This is a genomic window from Mesobacillus subterraneus, assembly GCF_003937825.1.
Lineage (GTDB): Bacteria > Bacillota > Bacilli > Bacillales > Cytobacillaceae > Mesobacillus > Mesobacillus subterraneus.
Window position 1 is genome coordinate 182766 of sequence record NZ_RSFW01000019.1, and the last position, 16794, is coordinate 199559.

Here is a 16794-nt window from a genome sequence, read left to right on the forward strand (position 1 = left end):
GATATTACGTTAGAGAAATTGGAAAAGTTTCATAAATATGGATTTTGTTGATAAAAATAGCCCAGCCAGTAGTGGCTGGGCTATAGCGTCTAATTTTATAGGATTATAGTTTAGTAACGTTTGCTGCTTGCGGTCCACGGGCACCTTCAACGACTTCGAAAGTGACTTCCTGGCCTTCTTCCAACGTTTTGAATCCTTCTGTTTGAATAGCAGAGTAGTGGACAAATACATCATTGCCGTCTTCAGCTTCAATGAATCCGAAACCTTTTTCAGCGTTGAACCATTTTACTTTACCGTTTTTCATGTAACTAAATCCTCCTAAAGCGGCCGAACAAGCCATGATTGAAATTTTAGCGAATCACAACGTCCAGTTCCTCATACCTGACTCATTCAAACGTCGGCAAAACATCAGAACAAGCAAATTTCATGATGCCCATAACGTGCAATTGGCTAACATAAATATAGCAATAATGGTTGAAAATGTCAACAAGTGGCATACCTTCCATCCTTATTAGGACGGCGTTCGAGGAGGATTTACCATGCATAGAAAAAGAAAAAATCCCCCATTTTTCTGAAGGATTCTCAGCTTATTCCACAATGGACGTACTGAATCTTATGTGGAAGGTGGTTCCATTTCCGGGCTGGCTTTTTATTTCTACCTTTCCTTTCATAGCCCGTATGATGCTGAAGGTGACCATCATGCCAAGGCCTGTTCCCTGCTGGCCTTTTGTTGTGTAATATGGTTCACCTAGACGTGCGACCTGCTCTTCTGTCATGCCGACACCTGTATCTTTTACAACGATATGTGCCACATTGCCAGTAAGGAAGGTTTGTACAGTGAGTTCTCCGCCGCTTGGCATCGCTTCAAGTGCGTTTTTGATGAGATTGATGAAACCCTGCTGGAATTTGGAGCGTTCACCGGAGATGAGCAACCCATGTGTGAACCTTTTCCTGACCTCCACTCCATTCAGGTTAGCCAGGGGATTGAGAATATTGATCACCTGAGTTAGTTCCTTTTCAATGTCAATGTCCTCTACCTTTTCAAAAGCAGGTCTTGCAAAGGTAAGGTAATCATTGATAACCTCTTCTGCTCGATCAAGTTCCTGGACCGCGATGTCTATAAATTCCTTTTTCTTGTTTTCAGGGTAGGATTGTTCTCTAAGCAACTGCAGGAAGCCTTTTACCGTCGTAAGCGGATTTCGGATTTCATGGGAAATCGCTGCGCTTAGATGGCTGACAGCCTCAATCTTATCCGCCTTAGCCAGCCTTTGCCGAATGATCACAGTCTGCCTGATCGTTTCGATTGTGTAGCTAACCAATCCTGCTGTTAAAGCCGGGATCAAGATAAAGCTTACCCATGCTTCTGTATGCGAAATCGGGACATTCACGACCGCAACCAATTGGATTAGTACCAGGGAGGTCATGACTGTAAGAATAACGGATACACCTACTCTCTGATTCAAAGAAAGCCTGTTGAACCATGGATGCATCCTTTTCAGGAGAAAAGCAAGGATAATGAAAACGATCACGGACACCCAGAAGCCATCGTTGATCCCCATAAAGCCGCGCATAATCAGAGTCAGCACTGCCAGCAAGAAACTGTGCCCGGTATAAAGGCTTCCCAGAATCATAGGAACCTGACGCAGATCGAACCAAATACCATCCTGGACTTCGATTGTAAAAACATAACAAGTAAAAATCGCTAAAATAAAATAATATAATTGCAGCCTATCCTGCTTGTCTTCCTTCGCTTGCCTTTCGACTATAAGCTGAGTAAAAAACAGCAAGACAAGCAAAAGCGAAAGATTCATTAATAAGTGTTTTGTAATTTCCACTGCAGCACCACCATATGTATTCATTAAAATACTAATATAATCCAATCTTAAGCGCAAATATTATTAGCGAACCTCTATCCAACAACTCAATTTTTCTTTATATTGGAAATAATAGAGGAATTCATTGGAGGTGTATTGTATGATGCTCTGGGTTATCGTTATTTTACTGGTACTCATTATGTTGGATGTGGTCAGGCTTCATAAGAAGGTAGATCGATTAACAGAATTCTTAAACCCGCAAATTCCCCCGACCAAGGAGGAAATTGAAAGTATGCTGAATACGGAGAGTACAAGTGTTGAGAAGTAAATGGTTTTCGTATGGATTTGTCATTGTGGCCATTCTTGTCTTTTTCATCATTGACCAGATCCAGCACCTGCCGGTGAATAATCTTTTACAGGAAAAAGGCTTTGAGATACCGGAACCGAAGATTACCATTGATGGACAGGAAATTCCCTTTAAATCCGGACAATTTGACTGGGCAAAAGACGGTACTGGACCAGTCATCGACCAGGATGAGCCCCCAATCCTGTTTCATGATTTATTGCCAGCAATAGTAAAGCCATTCAGTACATTGGAAATTATCTTCCCTGAAAAAAACAATATAGATGATGTCGCCATCCATGAAGCTTTATGGGGGTTGGAAAGGGGTGTTGACTCATTCAATCCCATGTTTTTTAATAGCTATACCTTTAATAATATACCAGGACAACGGACAATGATCATTCGTGCCACTGTGGCTGATGAAGAATTTTATTACACATTTCCAATCATTATTGAAGAGTTGGTTCCCTACCAGGCGCAGTTAGCAGAAGAAAAAGGGTACTTGGCTGCACTGGAAATCTATCCTCGCGATACTCAGCAGGAGAATTGGGCGCTACAGGAAGTGAATAACCACCATATTCATAAAGCTCAATCCGTTCAAGTCAATAATTTGCAGGATGCACAGCAAATGTTTCCGGGGCTCGAAATCTACAGCCTCCCTTACTACGCAATTTTTAATCATGAAAAAATTCTTTATCAAGCGAATAATCGCGATGATTTTATGAAATGGATGAAGATTGCGGCACCTTAAATGAAGGAATTTCACCTTCCTAGTTTTATTGGTTCCCAGGTGATGCAAAAATAAAGCAGCTCTCCCAAGAAAGCTGCCGGCATTCAGTCCAATTTCTTTTCAATCAGATTGTGGGTAATTTCGATTTTTCCTGGCAGCACAAATAAGTACTGAATCAGGTCCTCAAGCAAGTCCATGATTAATTCGGCCATCTCGTCATCCAAATCCATTTCCAGCTCAAGCATCTGATGCAGTGCGCCATCGGATGCGAGCAGCGGACTTAGTGAAGAAACCGGTTTTACAAGGTCAATATGTTCAGGCAGGACTTTGAATTGCTGCTCAAGTGTCAAGCCCCTCCCTTGCTCCGAAAGAAAATGCTTCAGTATATTTTCAATCACCCGTTTGGCCAGTACAGCAGTTGCAGAATTCTCCTTGGATTGATGAACATTGACAGCAGACTTGTATGCCCTGACAAGCTCTTCGGGGATCCTCGGCAGCTGCTCGATCTGGTTAAGCGGATGGGTCATCGTCTTCGGGTCATATATGTATACGTCAGGGTGTTCTTCCCTTTCCTTCATGATGATGATAAAAGGAGCACTATGTTTGCATGAGGGACAGCTGCTTTCTGTCATCAATCCATGCTTGCTGCTCTGGTAAGTGGACTTCAAAACAAAGTCGACCTTTTTCCGGCACTCAGGACATACAGCTTTGACACTTTTGGGCACCTTCAAATGTCCAAATTGACTATATGATGTAATCGATCCTGGATAGATTCGCCTCATTGTTCATCCCCCTGAAATTTGCCCGGATTAAAGCTTTGAAATACTGGTAGTATTCGTAGAATAGGAATGGATTATCCCTATTTTATATAACCTTAAATGCCCAGTTAAAAACTTATTTTATAAATGCCGCCACCTGTTTGCCGAGAATACCGGCAATCTGTTCAAGGGCATCAAGACTCGAAATATCGTGCTCGAGCAGCGGAAGGAATAATTGTCTTTGATGTGTGAATTTTTGCTGGATTTCTTCCAGGTATACCCGCTCATTGGTCCTTCTTAGTTCCATAAAACGTCCATCCGCATCTTCTGGAATGACTTTATTCACCACAATGGAGTTGACGTGAAGCCCATGCTTATGCAACGTATCGATTGCTTTCCCTGTCTCCAGGATCGGCAGCCGTTCAGCATTAAGGACGAAAACATACTCTGTTTGTGAGTTATCCAATAAAATTTCCCTTACACGCATAAAACGATTTTTCCGTTCATTCAATTTTTCATAGATAGGATCCTCAGCGATTTCCCCATCGTTCATCCATTGGGCATAATTCTCATTCGTCTTTTTCCTGCGTTCAAGAAGCCCGTCCATCCACACTCCCATCAGCTCAGGAAGTGTTAATAATCTGATTGTATGCCCTGTTGGAGCCGTATCAAAAACGATTGTGTCATAATGAGAAATTTCCTCGAGGATCAAAGAGGTAATCCGGTCGAACAAAGCCGCTTCTTCTGCCCCTGGAGAGGAGGCAGCCATATCGATTTGACGGTTGACTTCGTCAAGCATCGTCGCTTTTACGAGCCCCTTTAAATTCCCCTTTACCCCATTGATATACTTTCTTGATTCTTGTTCAGAATCAATTTCAAGAACATCAAGGTTTTCAGCAACACTCTGAATTTTACCTCCGCTTAAGTCCTTATGAAATAAATCTCCGGAATTATGGGCAGGGTCGGTTGAAACAAGCAGTACCTTTTTCCCTTTTTGCGAAAGGAGAAGTGCCATGGCTGCAGAAGTAGTGCTTTTGCCCACTCCGCCCTTCCCTCCGATAAAATAAATCTTTTTTTCCATTAACATGATGTTACCTCCTAACAGCAGCGGATCCCATCAAGCGGGGATTTCTCCATGCCCGCCCTCAGGTGCCACTCATGGAATCGTTCAATGATGGCCGGATATAACTCCAGTGTATAATAAAAGGCTGGATTCGGCAGGCCAAGCATTTCCGAGAAACAGAGAAGCATGAACAAATCTTCTTCGTCCCTTAATTCACGGGCAATCTCAGATTTGTGCGGCAGCCTGAGAATCTCATCATAAACGGCCAGGGCACGTTTGAATTGCTGTATCAAGCTCATGGTGTATCCTCCTTTTTAAAAATGACAATAGAGACCGGGTGCCCGGCCTCTAAATTTTCCATTTACATTTCCTTGCTTAGTGGCGGAGGATTGTTCTTGCTGAATGCTGCAACCGCCTCGAGGATGATCCAGAACACAAAGATGAGGATCAGTCCGCCGATTCCGAAAAGAAGCATGTTCATGTCACTGCTTCCATATCCTGACCACTGGAACACGACCTGCTGAATCATTGCCCAGAGGGTCATGAAGAAGACAAACACCATCGGAATGAAGGTTACCAGGTAGTTCCTTCCCTGGCGTTTCAGCCAGATGGAGATTAGGAGCAAGCTTACTCCTGCAAGCAACTGGTTGCTTGTTCCGAACAATGGCCATAATAGGTATCCGCCAGAGCCGAAACCGTTCGGACCTTTTGGCAGCAGGACAAGTGCCGCACTTGATACTACCGCGACTGTTGTTGCCACGTGCATCTTCGTGAGCGCCTGTACATTGTATTCACTGCCAATCTCAGAAATGATGTATCGCATCAAACGGACGGATGTGTCCAATGTAGTAGCTGCGAAGCTCACTACAATGATGGAAACAATTGTTCTTGCGATATCTGCCGGAATCCAGATCCCTGTTGCAAGCTGAGCTGCTCCATTGATGAAGTTGCCAAGGCCTCCAGAGCTTGCAGCCGCAAAGCTCGAGTAGGCAGCGGTAAAGTCTGCCTTAGTGGCGAATACGGTTACAACCGCAATGATCGCGATGAGGGCAAGAACCCCTTCTCCAACTGCTCCCAAATAGCCGACAAAACGGGCCTCTGTTTCTTTATCAAGCTGCTTCGACGATGTTCCGGAAGAAACGAGTCCATGGAAACCTGAAATCGCTCCGCAGGCAATCGTGATGAACAATAGCGGGAACCACGATACATCAGTAGCCGCCGCATTCAACGCAGGTGCAGTGACCTTTGGCTGAAGGAAAATCAAGCCTGCATATAAAATGAACAAACCAACAACCAGCTGATGGGAATTGATGTAGTCACGCGGCTGCAATAACTTCCATACAGGTAAAGTGGAAGCGATATAAACGTATACCATTAGGACGACAATCCAGACCAGGAATGCCATTGATACACCATTCAGTCCAAACATGACTGTATTGTCTGCACCGCCGAAATACCTGACCAGGTCAATCTGCATCGCTGGCACACGGCTTGCAAGTACAGCTGCGCCATACATGACCGCGAGCGCGATTAAGGAAGGGACAAGCATGCCTTTCTTCCTTTTATACACCGCGTAGCCAATCCAGATGGCAAGCGGAATCTGAAGGAATACAGACAGGACGCTTGCAGGGAAACTGACAAACAGGTTCGCGATTACCCAGGCAAAAACGGCGTTTACCATCAAAACAAGAATTAAGATGATGAATAAGAACATGATTTTTGCGCGCTTGCCGATCAGCTTGTTCGTAATCGTCCCGACAGACTGCCCCTTGTTTCTTACCGAAAGAACGAGAGTACCAAAATCGTGTACCCCTGCTGCAAATACTGTACCAAGTGTTACCCAGAGGAAAGCCGGCAGCCATCCCCAATATACCGCAATGGCAGGACCAACAATCGGTGCAGCTCCGGCTACGGAAGTAAAATGGTGTCCCCACAGTATCATTTTCTTCGTTGGGACAAAATCCACTCCATCTGAATACTGGTGCGCTGGTGTAACATAATTCGGGTCAAGGCGATAAATTTTTTCTGCCACCCATTTTGAATAGAAGCGGTAGCCGATCGCAAAAACGCTCACTCCTATTACAGCCAACCATAATGAATTCATTTACTTCAACCTCCTTTATATATGAGCTGGTCTTACAACTTAATAATAAAAATATATTGGCTGATTAGTCAATAAATTCTGAAAGTATTTGTGAAAAAAATTGACATTCACTAAGTATGTAGCCTGCTATTCCAATTAAATAAAAAAAATACCGCAAGAATGGCGGTATAGTCATATTCCTTTACTCCACAGAATCCGGTTTCTTTCCAACGCTATAAATGGGCTCGGCGGGCACAGCATCCGGCAGGGTAAGCTGATGAGGGGCTTGGTTTTCCAGTAACTGCTCAAGCCGGTCAATCTTCTCTACCAGTTCGGCATGCTCCTGTTCCCGGACTATTTTTCTCGATTTAGAAGAATAATATGGATCTGATTCCCACCAGTCCATGCCAATTTCTTTTGCTTTATCCACAGAAGCTACGAGGAGCCTGATTTTAATTGTGAGAAGATCGACATCAGCCAGCGAAATTTTTATGTCTCCGGCTATGACGACTCCTTTGTCCAGGATTTTTTCCAGTACCTCGAGCAAATTGCTCGACTGCGGTGTATGATGATAGGACACGCTTCTTCTCTCCTTTCCATCACATCAATTTTCCAAGGGGACCTAACTCTATATTTATATCTTCATCTTCCAGTCCAAACACTTTCTTTAATTCTTCCATTTTTTCTTCTAATTTCATCAAGGTTATCCCCAATTCCTCCAATTGCTCATCAGTAAGAGAGTCGTTATCAACTCTCCTCATTGCCTGTCTTTCCATTAGTTGACGAATAAGTTCTATTATTGTCAGGACCAATTTGATTGTTGCCGTTTTACATGCGTCATAAAGCATGCGAATTCTTAACGCCCAGACTTCTGCACCAAAACGTCAATCAAACTAGTTAATTTATTAAAAGGTTGCATTCCAACGGTTTGTATTGCTCCATCTCTAAAGATCACTGCCCATTTTCGCAGGCAGCCAAAGACCTGTATGGTGCGGCATCTGAAGAAGTAAACGCAGTGAACAAAGCATTCGATGCCATTGGCGTGAATTAATAGAAGACTATTTTAAGAGACTGGCTCGTATTTTCGGGTCAGTCTTTTTAAAAATAGGTAGTTTCAATTTAATTGTTTTATATTTTGCACTTTAATACGTTAATAAATTGTTGACATTTTGTTTGAACATATGTAATATTTAGAGAAATTTAATAATTATTTATATTCTTATCCAGAGAGGCAGAGGGTCCTGGCCCTGTGAAGCTTCAGCAACCATCAACGTTCAGTTGAAAAGGTGCTAATTCCAGCAAGTTTTAGAACTTGGCAGATAAGAAGAATGACTATACGAAATGAAAAGTCTTCTTCTTAAGAAGGCTTTTTTTGTTTCTAATACACGATCAGGAGTGAGGGATTTGAAGAAAATTGATACAAAGCTTGCTCAGCTTGGCAACCGGAGTGAAGAGGCAACTGGTGCGGTGAGTCCCCCGCTCTACTTGACGACTGCATACCGTCATGGTGGAATTGGCCAATCCAGTGGCTATGATTATATCCGTACAGGAAATCCGACAAGGGAAATCCTAGAAAAAGCAATCGCAGACCTGGAAGAAGGTGATCGGGGCTTTGCCTGCAGTTCAGGAATGGCAGCCATCTGGACGATTCTCTCTTTATTCAAACAAGACGACGAATGGATTGTTTCCAGAGATTTATATGGAGGCACTTACCGCCTCCTCGAGCAAGGCTTCAAAAAGTGGGGATTGAAAAGTACATATGCAGACATGGCAGACTTGGATGAACTCGCCAGTGCCATTTCCTCCAGGACGAAAGCGATATTTGTTGAAACACCGACCAACCCGCTGATGGAGCAGGCAGATATTTCGGCCATCGCGGAAATCGCAAAGGCGAACAATCTATTATTGATTGTTGATAATACATTTTACACTCCCCTTCTGCAACAGCCATTGGCATTGGGGGCTGATATAGTCGTCCACAGCGCCACTAAATACCTTGGCGGACACAACGATGTTCTCGCTGGCCTCATTGCGGCAAAAGGCCAGGATTTATCTGACTCCCTCTTTCTTCACCATAATGGCGGCGGAGCTGTCCTAAGTCCTTTTGATTCCTGGCTTCTTCTTCGAGGTATGAAAACACTGGCACTGAGAATGGAGCGCCATGAAAGGAACGCAAGGCAGCTGGTGGATTTTTTAAAGGAACATCCTGCAGTAACTGACGTTTTATATCCGGGCAAAGGCGGAATGATTTCCTTCAGAGTACTGACACCATCCATCGTTGATCCGTTTTTGCAAAGCTTGAGCACGATCACCTTTGCCGAAAGCCTTGGCGGAGTTGAAAGCTTCATTACCTACCCGGCAACACAGACGCATGCGGATATACCGGCAGAGATACGCGAAAAAACGGGTGTTTGTGATCGGCTGTTACGATTCTCAGTAGGAATTGAAAATGTCGAGGATTTGATTGACGATTTGGAAAGTTCCTTTAAAAAGGCACTCCAGGAGGCATGTTTATGAACGCATACAGCTTTGATACAAAGCTGCTCCATAACAAATACAAATTTGACCCGGCGACCGGGGGAGTCAGTGTCCCGATCCAGCACGCGTCCACCTTTCACCAGCAATCTGTAAGCGAATTTGGAAAATACGATTACAGCAGGAGCCTGAATCCAACACGGGAGGCGCTTGAAGAAATTATCGCAGATCTGGAAGGAGGCTGTCGCGGTTTTGCTTTTTCTTCTGGGATGGCAGCCATTTCAACTGCATTCTTGCTTCTTTCCCATGGGGACCATATTGTGATAACCGAGGATGTATACGGTGGCACCTTCCGTATGGTCACACAGGTTCTGAACCGGTTTGGCATTGAACATACCTTTGTTGACATGACGGACCTCAAGGCTGTCGAAAAGGCTGTCCAGCACAACACCGCCTTGTTTTATGTAGAAACACCGTCCAATCCACTGCTAAAGGTTACAGATATTGAAGCAGTCAGCAGTCTGGCAAAAAAATATGGTGCCTATACTTTTGTTGACAATACTTTCATGACTCCATATTTGCAGAAGCCTCTTGAGCTGGGGGCAGACCTTGTCCTCCACAGTGCCACTAAATTTTTATCCGGCCACAGTGATACGGTTGCCGGCCTGGCGGTGGCCCGGGATCCAGAGCTTGCCGAAAGACTCTATTCCCTGCAAAACTCTTTTGGAGCGGTACTTGGAGTCCAGGATGCCTGGCTTGTCATGAGGGGAATCAAGACCCTGTCAGTCAGGATGAAACAAGCACAGGATAGTGCAGGCAGGATTGCTCGTTTTCTGAAGGATGCGCCCCTCATCAAGGAAGTCTTTTATCCGGGACTGGAAGATCATCCTCAATTTGCCCTGCAGTCAAAGCAGGCAGCAGGTCCCGGTGCAGTGCTTTCCTTTGAACTGCAGAATGCTGAACTATTGGATGCCTTTATTGAGAAAGTTCATCTTCCTGTTTTCGCTGTCAGCCTGGGAGCAGTCGAGTCCATCCTCTCCTATCCGGCAAAAATGTCGCATGCCGCCATGCCAGATCAGGAACGGAGAAGCCTTGGAATCAGTGACGGGCTGCTTCGATTGTCAGTCGGACTTGAACATGCTGATGACCTGATTGCAGATTTCAAACAGGCTCTTGAGCAAATGACAACCCAGAAGGAGGGGATTCTTTGAATTTCCTGAAACGGATGGAAAACGAGATATTAATAGCGGATGGAGCAATAGGTACCCTCCTCTATTCCTATGGAGCCGGTACCTGTTTTGAGGAGCTGAACACCTCACATCCCGATGATATCATCCAAATCCATAAAGCATACATGGATGCAGGTGCCGACCTGATCCAGACGAACACGTACGCGGCTAATTATATAAAACTGGAACGATATGGCCTCGAAGACCAGGTAAAAGAGATTAATAGTGCCGCCGTAAAACATGCCCGGCTTGCTGCCGGGAAAGATGCAGAGATCCTCGGGACAATCGGCGGCAATCGAGGGATCAGACCTTCAGCCATCCCAATCGAGGAAATCAAGAGGAGTTTCCGGGAACAGTTATACTGCCTCCTTCTGCAGGGTATTGACGGGATTCTGCTGGAAACATTCTATGATATGGAAGAAATCGAGACTGTGCTAGCCATTGCCAGAAAGGAGACCAATCTGCCGATCATTGCACAAGTTTCGCTCCAGGAAATAGGAATCATGCAGGATCAAACCCCTCTTCAACAGGTATTTAATAGACTCGAAGACTTGGGGGCAGATATTGTAGGACTTAATTGCCGGCTGGGTCCCCACCATATGATATCCAGTTTGGAACAAGTGGACCTTCCAGCAAAGGCATTCCTTTCTGCTTATCCCAATGCAGGGTTGCCTGCCTATACGGATGGAAAATTTCATTATGAAGGCACTCCTGAGTATTTTAAAAAATCAGCGAGAAGTTTCCGTGAACAAGGGGTAAGGCTGCTCGGAGGATGCTGCGGCACAACACCTGAACATATTAGAGCATTTGCTCAAGAGATTAAAGGGCTTGAGCCCGTCACTGAAAAAAAAGTACCAGTGAAACAGCGAAAAATCGTTGTCGCTTCTCCTGATGTAAAGAGACCTGTTCCCCCTCTTCACCAGATCGCAAAAGAGCGGCCATCGGTAATTGTAGAGCTCGATTCACCTCGAAAACTTGATACCACTCGTTTTTTTGAAGGAGCAAAGGCCTTAAAGGAAACAGGAATCGACGCCCTTACGCTTGCCGACAATTCTCTGGCATCCCCAAGGATTTCAAATGCGGCAATCGGACACCTGCTGAAGGAACAAATCGGCATGAGACCTCTCGTCCACTTAACATGCCGTGACCGGAATATCATTGGCCTTCAGTCACACCTGATGGGTCTCCATACACTTGGCCTGCATGATGTGCTGGCGGTGACTGGCGACCCGGCACGCGTCGGGGATTTCCCGGGTGCGTCTTCCGTTTTTGATGTATCATCCTTTGAACTGATTGAAATGATCAAGCAGTTCAATTCTGGCCTCTCCTACTCCGGCAAGGATTTAGGCCAAAAAGGAGCTTTTTCAGTCGGAGCCGCCTTCAACCCTAATGTACGATCATTGGAAAAGGCCGTGCTTCGAATGGAAAAGAAGATTGAAGCCGGGGCTGATTATTTTGTCACTCAGCCCGTATATTCTGAAAAACTGCTGATGGAGGTCCGTGAAGCCACGAAGCATATTGATGCTCCTGTCTATATCGGTCTGATGCCGCTGACAAGCAGCCGCAACGCAGAGTTCCTCCACAACGAAGTACCGGGAATCAAGATTTCACAGGAGATCCTTGAAACGATGGCGAAGTTTAATAATGAGCCGCTCCAATCAAAAAGAGAGGGCATCGCGATAACAAAAGAACTGATTGAAGCTGCAGCAGAGCTCTTTAACGGCATTTACCTGATCACTCCGTTTATGAACTACGAGATGACCGTCGAGCTTTCACGCTATGCACATGAATACAGCAGCCTTGTATCAAGGAGGAAACAGAATGTCAACATTGTTAACTGAACAGTTAAAAAAGAAAATCCTGATCATGGATGGGGCGATGGGTACGATGCTCCAGGAAGCCAACCTCTCAGCAGAAGATTTTGGCGGCGAAGAATATGAAGGCTGCAATGAAATCCTGAACCTCACTGCTCCGGAAGTGATTGAAAGAATACACCGGGAGTACTTTGAAGCAGGCGCAGATATCGTCGAAACCAATACATTCGGGGCCACTAGCCTGGTGCTGGATGAATATGGTTTGGGTAAACAAGCGTATGAAATCAATAAGACTGCAGCGGCCATTGCTAGAAAAGCTGCTGATGAAGCAGCAAATTCCGGACATCCTCGCTTTGTTGCAGGCTCGATGGGCCCTACCACGAAAACACTCAGCGTGACTGGCGGAGCTACTTTTGATGAAATGTCCGCTGCATATGAAGAACAGGCCCTTGGGCTGATGGATGGCGGTGTTGATTTGCTGCTGCTTGAAACCAGCCAGGACTTACTTAACGTAAAAGCTGCCTATACCGGGGTTCAGCGAGCTTTCCAGCAAAAAGGGAACGAAATCCCGCTAATGATTTCAGCAACAATTGAACCTATGGGCACGACACTCGCCGGCCAGTCAATTGAAGCTTTTTACATCTCGGTGCAGCACATGAACCCGATCGCGATTGGACTTAATTGCGCAACAGGGCCAGAATTCATGCAGGATCACTTGCGGTCCCTTTCTGCCCTTTCATCCTCCGCAGTCAGCTGTTACCCGAACGCCGGTCTGCCGGATGAAGAAGGTCAATATCATGAAACACCTGAAACACTAGCACAGAAGCTGGCGGACTTTGCAAAAGAAGGCTGGCTTAATATAGTAGGCGGCTGCTGTGGCACGACTCCTGCCCATATAAAAGCCATTTCAGAAAAGATGGAGCATCGCCTGCCCCGGGAGACATCAGAGAATGAACTCCATATGGTTTCCGGCATAGAGCCATTCGTTTATGATGATCCAACATTAAGGCCTATCATGGTTGGTGAACGTACAAATGTCATCGGCTCACGAAAATTCAAACGCCTGATTTCTGAAGGGAAAATCGAAGAAGCAGCTGAGATTGCCAGAGCGCAGGTTAAAAACGGAGCTCATGTCATTGATATCTGCCTTGCTGATCCTGATCGGGAAGAGCTTGAAGATATGGAGATATTCATTCAGGAAGTGGTTAAAAAAGTCAAGGTCCCCCTTGTCATTGATTCCACAGATGATTTGGTCATTGAAAAAGCCCTGTCCTATTCACAGGGAAAGGCAATCATTAATTCGATCAACCTGGAGGATGGAGAAGAACGTTTCGAGTCTGTGGCGCGTTTGATTCATAAATTCGGTGCCGCAGTGGTTGTCGGCACGATTGATGAAAAAGGCATGGGTGTGACTGCCGAAAGAAAACTGGAAATCGCCCGTCGCTCCTGCGATCTCCTGGTAAACAAATATAAAGTGCCTGAACAAGATTTGATATTCGACCCGCTTGTCTTTCCTGTAGGCACCGGGGATGAACAGTATATTGGATCAGCCAAAGCAACAGTAGATGGAATCAGGATGATCAAAGAAGCATTCCCTAAAGCACAAACCATTCTTGGGATCAGCAATGTTTCTTTCGGCCTCCCTCCAGTCGGCCGGGAAGTGCTCAATTCGGTTTTTCTCTATCATTGCACACAGGCTGGTCTTGACTACGCCATTGTGAACACTGAAAAACTGGAACGATTTGCGTCCATATCCCCGGAAGAAGTCAAAATGGCCGAGGAACTGCTATTTCAAACAACAGATCAAACGCTTGCAGACTTCACTGCTTTCTACCGGGATAAGAAGAAGGAAGCAAAGAGTACGCTCCCCGACATGACACTGGAAGAAAGACTCGCATACTATGTTGTCGAAGGAACAAAGGAAGGTCTTCTGCCCGATCTGGATGCTGCTCTTGACGCCTTCCCTGCCCCACTTGACATCATCAATGGCCCGTTGATGGACGGAATGAAAGAAGTTGGCCGGCTGTTCAATGATAATCAGCTGATCGTAGCAGAAGTGTTGCAGAGTGCAGAAGTGATGAAGGCTGCCGTTTCTCATTTAGAACCTCATATGGAAAAGAACGATACGACAGCCGCGAAAGGAAAAGTTCTTTTAGCAACAGTAAAAGGCGATGTCCATGATATCGGCAAAAATCTTGTTGAGATCATCCTAAGCAATAACGGCTATAACGTGGTCGATCTCGGCATCAAGGTGAATCCGGCTACTCTCATTGAAGCGATAAAAAAAGAGAAACCTGATATTGTCGGTCTCTCGGGACTGCTCGTCAAATCGGCGCAGCAGATGGTACTGACTGCCCATGATATGAAGCAGGCTGGAATCAGCACCCCAATTCTAGTAGGAGGTGCTGCCCTTTCCAGAAAGTTTACCGATACGAAGATTGCATCTGAATATGACGGTCTGGTGTTATATGCGAAGGATGCGATGACAGGACTCTCAATTGCGAATCAGCTTCGGGAACCGGAGGGCTATCAAAGATTCGCAATACAGCAAAAAGAAAAGCAGGAAGCCCTCCTGCAAAAAACTGAGCTATCATCGAATACCAGAACAGCAACAGCAGTATTGGACCGCCCAAAGGTGACCGTAAAGGCACCGATTTATATTCCGCAGGATACGAAGCGGCATTTGCTCAAGTCTTACTCCCTTTCACATATTGAGCCCTATATCAACCAGCAGATGCTGTTAGGGCATCACCTGGGGCTGAAGGGAAAGGTTGAACATCTGCTGGCTGAAAAAAATGATAAGGCAGTCAAGCTATACGAGATCGTTCAAAAACTCCTGGCCGAAGCAGCCCAGTACGAATGGATCAAGCCTGCTGCCGTCTATCAGTTCTACCCTGCCCAATCGGATGGAAATAAGCTGTATATTTATGACCCGGAAAATACTGATTCCATATTGGAGACTTTTGAATTCCCGCGCCAGGAAATTTCACCAGGTCTGTGCCTGGCTGATTATGTAAGACCGGGAAAGGATGGAGAAAAGGATTATGTCGGAATGTTTGCCGTTACGGCAGGAAGAGGAATCCGACAGGCAGCCGAAAAGCTGAAGAATGATGGCAGATTCCTCGAAAGCCATGCCCTGCAGGCGATGGCTTTAGAATCGGCAGAAGGCTTCGCCGAGCTGATTCATCGCCAAATGCGCGATGTGTGGGGATTTCCGGATAAACCGGACATGACGATGAAAGATCGGTTCTCAGCTAAATATCAAGGACAGCGATTCTCGTTCGGATACCCGGCATGCCCTGACCTTGATGATCAGAAGAAACTATTTGGTCTGCTCAAGCCCGAAGAAATCGGAATCCATCTGACAGAAGGCTGCATGATGGAACCAGAAGCATCCGTAACTGCCATCGTCTTTTCACATCCAGATGCAAGATACTTTAATGTAATGAAAAGCTAGCTAAAAGCAAAAAGGAGTTCTCTCCTTTTTGCTTTTTTTTTTGCCAAACTAGAGCTTTCTGGATAAAATCTGCTGTATTGGAAAATATTATAAGCAAAAAGGAAAGACTGGAGGTCTAAGAGTGGAATTTCAAAACAATATGGAGTTTGAGATTAAACATGGATTCTTGCCAAATATGTATAATTCAGACCGGCTGAAGGTTCTGGAGGTTTCAGACAGCAGTGTTGTCATTCAAATGAACAATGCCCTTAACAGGAGTGTATTCCCAGTAGACAATTTCGAATACTGGGTCAAGCGCGGTCTCTTAGTCAACGTCAATGAACGGAAGCGCACATCATGAAACAAAGAATCTCTTCAGAAGCCCTATTGCACTGCAACTAACTTTTTTGGAAAATTAAAGTTGATTTACTATCAGTCATAAAATTCAGTGATAAGGAACTCAAAGTAAAATCCCATCAAAAAACAGCGGCAAACAATCAGCCGCTGTTTTCTTTAGTTATGCTATTTGTGAATATAAAGCCTGCGGCAATCATCGAAATATAGAAATTTGAATGGGTTGCCACAAGGATTTCTGAAACTGGGTAAGAAAAAGGGATAAACCAAAAGAACGAAAAATAGAGCAGTGGCAGCAGGATAAAGACTAGCTTATAGCCATTTATTCTCCAACTTCCGTTTTTTTTATATTCCCTGAGCAAGCCGGGAATTCCTAGGTAAACTCCAAGTGGGAAAAACAGCATTACTGAAAGGACCCTCCATGGATACAGCCGATAGGTTTCTTCAGCCATCCTGTTCAATTCATACTGGAAATTGCCAAGGATGATCAATAAAGTCACAAATCCAACAGTATACAAAAGATATCTTAAGATGCTCCTCCCCCCTTTATGCCGACTACTTTCGATGCCACTTGAATGTAAGAAACTCCGGATAGAGCTTGTAAGTTTCCCTGTAATCAGATTCCCTTTTCATTTCTTCCTTCTTTGAATTCCAAATATATTCTAAAAGCAGATAGTTCATTCCCACTTCATTCC

The 16794-nt window shown here is 45.0% G+C and carries 17 protein-coding genes and 1 riboswitch; of the genes, 8 read left to right on the plus strand and 9 right to left on the minus strand.

Annotated elements, in window-relative coordinates:
• Positions 1-103: 103 nt before the first annotated feature.
• Both EJA10_RS17315 and EJA10_RS17320 read right to left on the minus strand, forming a co-directional pair.
• Entirely contained in the window at positions 104-304 is a 201-nt protein-coding gene (locus EJA10_RS17315; protein WP_102262795.1) for a cold-shock protein, read from the minus strand.
• A 283-nt stretch (positions 305-587) separates the two neighbouring features.
• The gene (locus tag EJA10_RS17320) at positions 588-1835 is read right to left on the minus strand and encodes an ATP-binding protein (RefSeq protein ID WP_170169175.1); all 1248 of its coding nucleotides are present in this window, start codon (positions 1833-1835) and stop codon (positions 588-590) included.
• A gap of 139 nt (positions 1836-1974) precedes the next feature.
• On the opposite strand from EJA10_RS17320, the gene EJA10_RS23500 reads away from it, so the two are divergent.
• Together EJA10_RS23500 and EJA10_RS17325 are read left to right on the plus strand one after the other, a co-directional pair.
• The gene (locus tag EJA10_RS23500) at positions 1975-2142 is read left to right on the plus strand and encodes a hypothetical protein (protein ID WP_170169176.1); all 168 of its coding nucleotides are present in this window, start codon (positions 1975-1977) and stop codon (positions 2140-2142) included.
• Complete coding sequence (locus EJA10_RS17325) at positions 2132-2908, plus strand: hypothetical protein (RefSeq protein ID WP_125481280.1); 777 nt, start codon at positions 2132-2134, stop codon at positions 2906-2908. The genes EJA10_RS23500 and EJA10_RS17325 overlap by 11 nt, the downstream gene beginning before the upstream one ends.
• A gap of 83 nt (positions 2909-2991) precedes the next feature.
• On the opposite strand, the gene EJA10_RS17330 is transcribed toward EJA10_RS17325, so the two are convergent.
• The 6 genes from EJA10_RS17330 to EJA10_RS17355 all read right to left on the minus strand — a co-directional run bounded on the left by EJA10_RS17330 (position 2992) and on the right by EJA10_RS17355 (position 7639).
• Complete coding sequence (locus EJA10_RS17330; protein WP_125481281.1) at positions 2992-3669, minus strand: hypothetical protein; 678 nt, start codon at positions 3667-3669, stop codon at positions 2992-2994.
• A gap of 112 nt (positions 3670-3781) precedes the next feature.
• Positions 3782-4732: an ArsA family ATPase gene (locus tag EJA10_RS17335; RefSeq protein WP_425462106.1), complete on the minus strand. Its 951-nt coding sequence runs from the start codon at positions 4730-4732 to the stop codon at positions 3782-3784.
• 11 nt (positions 4733-4743) lie between these two features.
• Positions 4744-5007, minus strand: a complete 264-nt coding sequence (locus EJA10_RS17340; protein WP_211340591.1) for a cory-CC-star protein — start codon at positions 5005-5007, stop codon at positions 4744-4746.
• A 62-nt stretch (positions 5008-5069) separates the two neighbouring features.
• Entirely contained in the window at positions 5070-6812 is a 1743-nt protein-coding gene (locus EJA10_RS17345; protein ID WP_125481282.1) for a carbon starvation CstA family protein, read from the minus strand.
• Positions 6813-6993: 181 nt separating this feature from the next.
• Positions 6994-7371 (minus strand): gas vesicle protein, encoded by a 378-nt coding sequence (locus EJA10_RS17350; RefSeq protein ID WP_125481283.1) that lies wholly within the window; start codon positions 7369-7371, stop codon positions 6994-6996.
• A 19-nt stretch (positions 7372-7390) separates the two neighbouring features.
• The gene (locus EJA10_RS17355) at positions 7391-7639 is read right to left on the minus strand and encodes a gas vesicle protein K (protein ID WP_125481284.1); all 249 of its coding nucleotides are present in this window, start codon (positions 7637-7639) and stop codon (positions 7391-7393) included.
• Between the two features lie 80 nt (positions 7640-7719).
• Between EJA10_RS17355 and EJA10_RS24100 the strand changes: the two genes are divergently transcribed.
• From EJA10_RS24100 to EJA10_RS17385, 6 genes are all read left to right on the plus strand, one after another.
• A complete protein-coding gene (locus tag EJA10_RS24100; RefSeq protein ID WP_170169177.1) occupies positions 7720-7842 on the plus strand; it encodes a M4 family metallopeptidase in 123 nt (40 codons plus the stop codon).
• A gap of 165 nt (positions 7843-8007) precedes the next feature.
• A riboswitch (SAM riboswitch) is annotated at positions 8008-8117 on the plus strand.
• Between the two features lie 78 nt (positions 8118-8195).
• Positions 8196-9308: a methionine biosynthesis PLP-dependent protein gene (locus EJA10_RS17365; RefSeq protein ID WP_125481285.1), complete on the plus strand. Its 1113-nt coding sequence runs from the start codon at positions 8196-8198 to the stop codon at positions 9306-9308.
• Complete coding sequence (metC, locus tag EJA10_RS17370) at positions 9299-10477, plus strand: cystathionine beta-lyase (RefSeq protein WP_125481286.1); 1179 nt, start codon at positions 9299-9301, stop codon at positions 10475-10477. Before EJA10_RS17365 ends, metC begins: the two co-directional genes overlap by 10 nt.
• The gene (locus EJA10_RS17375) at positions 10474-12336 is read left to right on the plus strand and encodes a bifunctional homocysteine S-methyltransferase/methylenetetrahydrofolate reductase (protein ID WP_125481287.1); all 1863 of its coding nucleotides are present in this window, start codon (positions 10474-10476) and stop codon (positions 12334-12336) included. The genes metC and EJA10_RS17375 overlap by 4 nt, the downstream gene beginning before the upstream one ends.
• A complete protein-coding gene (gene metH, locus EJA10_RS17380) occupies positions 12317-15766 on the plus strand; it encodes a methionine synthase (RefSeq protein ID WP_125481288.1) in 3450 nt (1149 codons plus the stop codon). Before EJA10_RS17375 ends, metH begins: the two co-directional genes overlap by 20 nt.
• A 121-nt stretch (positions 15767-15887) precedes the next feature.
• Complete coding sequence (locus EJA10_RS17385; protein ID WP_246017835.1) at positions 15888-16106, plus strand: hypothetical protein; 219 nt, start codon at positions 15888-15890, stop codon at positions 16104-16106.
• Positions 16107-16242: 136 nt separating this feature from the next.
• Here the strand turns inward: EJA10_RS17385 and EJA10_RS17390 are convergent, their stop codons facing one another.
• Positions 16243-16599, minus strand: a complete 357-nt coding sequence (locus EJA10_RS17390) for a hypothetical protein (RefSeq protein ID WP_125481289.1) — start codon at positions 16597-16599, stop codon at positions 16243-16245.
• Positions 16600-16794: the final 195 nt, after the last annotated feature.

Bases quoted from the DNA above. Each gene is read 5' to 3' on its own strand.
- EJA10_RS17315 (WP_102262795.1), bottom strand. From the start codon at position 304: ATGAAAAACGGTAAAGTAAAATGGTTCAACGCTGAAAAAGGTTTCGGA.
- EJA10_RS23500 (WP_170169176.1), top strand. From the start codon at position 1,975: ATGATGCTCTGGGTTATCGTTATTTTACTGGTACTCATTATGTTGGAT.
- EJA10_RS17330 (WP_125481281.1), bottom strand. From the start codon at position 3,669: ATGAGGCGAATCTATCCAGGATCGATTACATCATATAGTCAATTTGGA.
- EJA10_RS17335 (WP_425462106.1), bottom strand. From the start codon at position 4,732: ATGTTAATGGAAAAAAAGATTTATTTTATCGGAGGGAAGGGCGGAGTG.
- EJA10_RS17340 (WP_211340591.1), bottom strand. From the start codon at position 5,007: ATGAGCTTGATACAGCAATTCAAACGTGCCCTGGCCGTTTATGATGAG.
- EJA10_RS17345 (WP_125481282.1), bottom strand. From the start codon at position 6,812: ATGAATTCATTATGGTTGGCTGTAATAGGAGTGAGCGTTTTTGCGATC.
- EJA10_RS17355 (WP_125481284.1), bottom strand. From the start codon at position 7,639: ATGCTTTATGACGCATGTAAAACGGCAACAATCAAATTGGTCCTGACA.
- metC (WP_125481286.1), top strand. From the start codon at position 9,299: ATGTTTATGAACGCATACAGCTTTGATACAAAGCTGCTCCATAACAAA.
- metH (WP_125481288.1), top strand. From the start codon at position 12,317: ATGTCAACATTGTTAACTGAACAGTTAAAAAAGAAAATCCTGATCATG.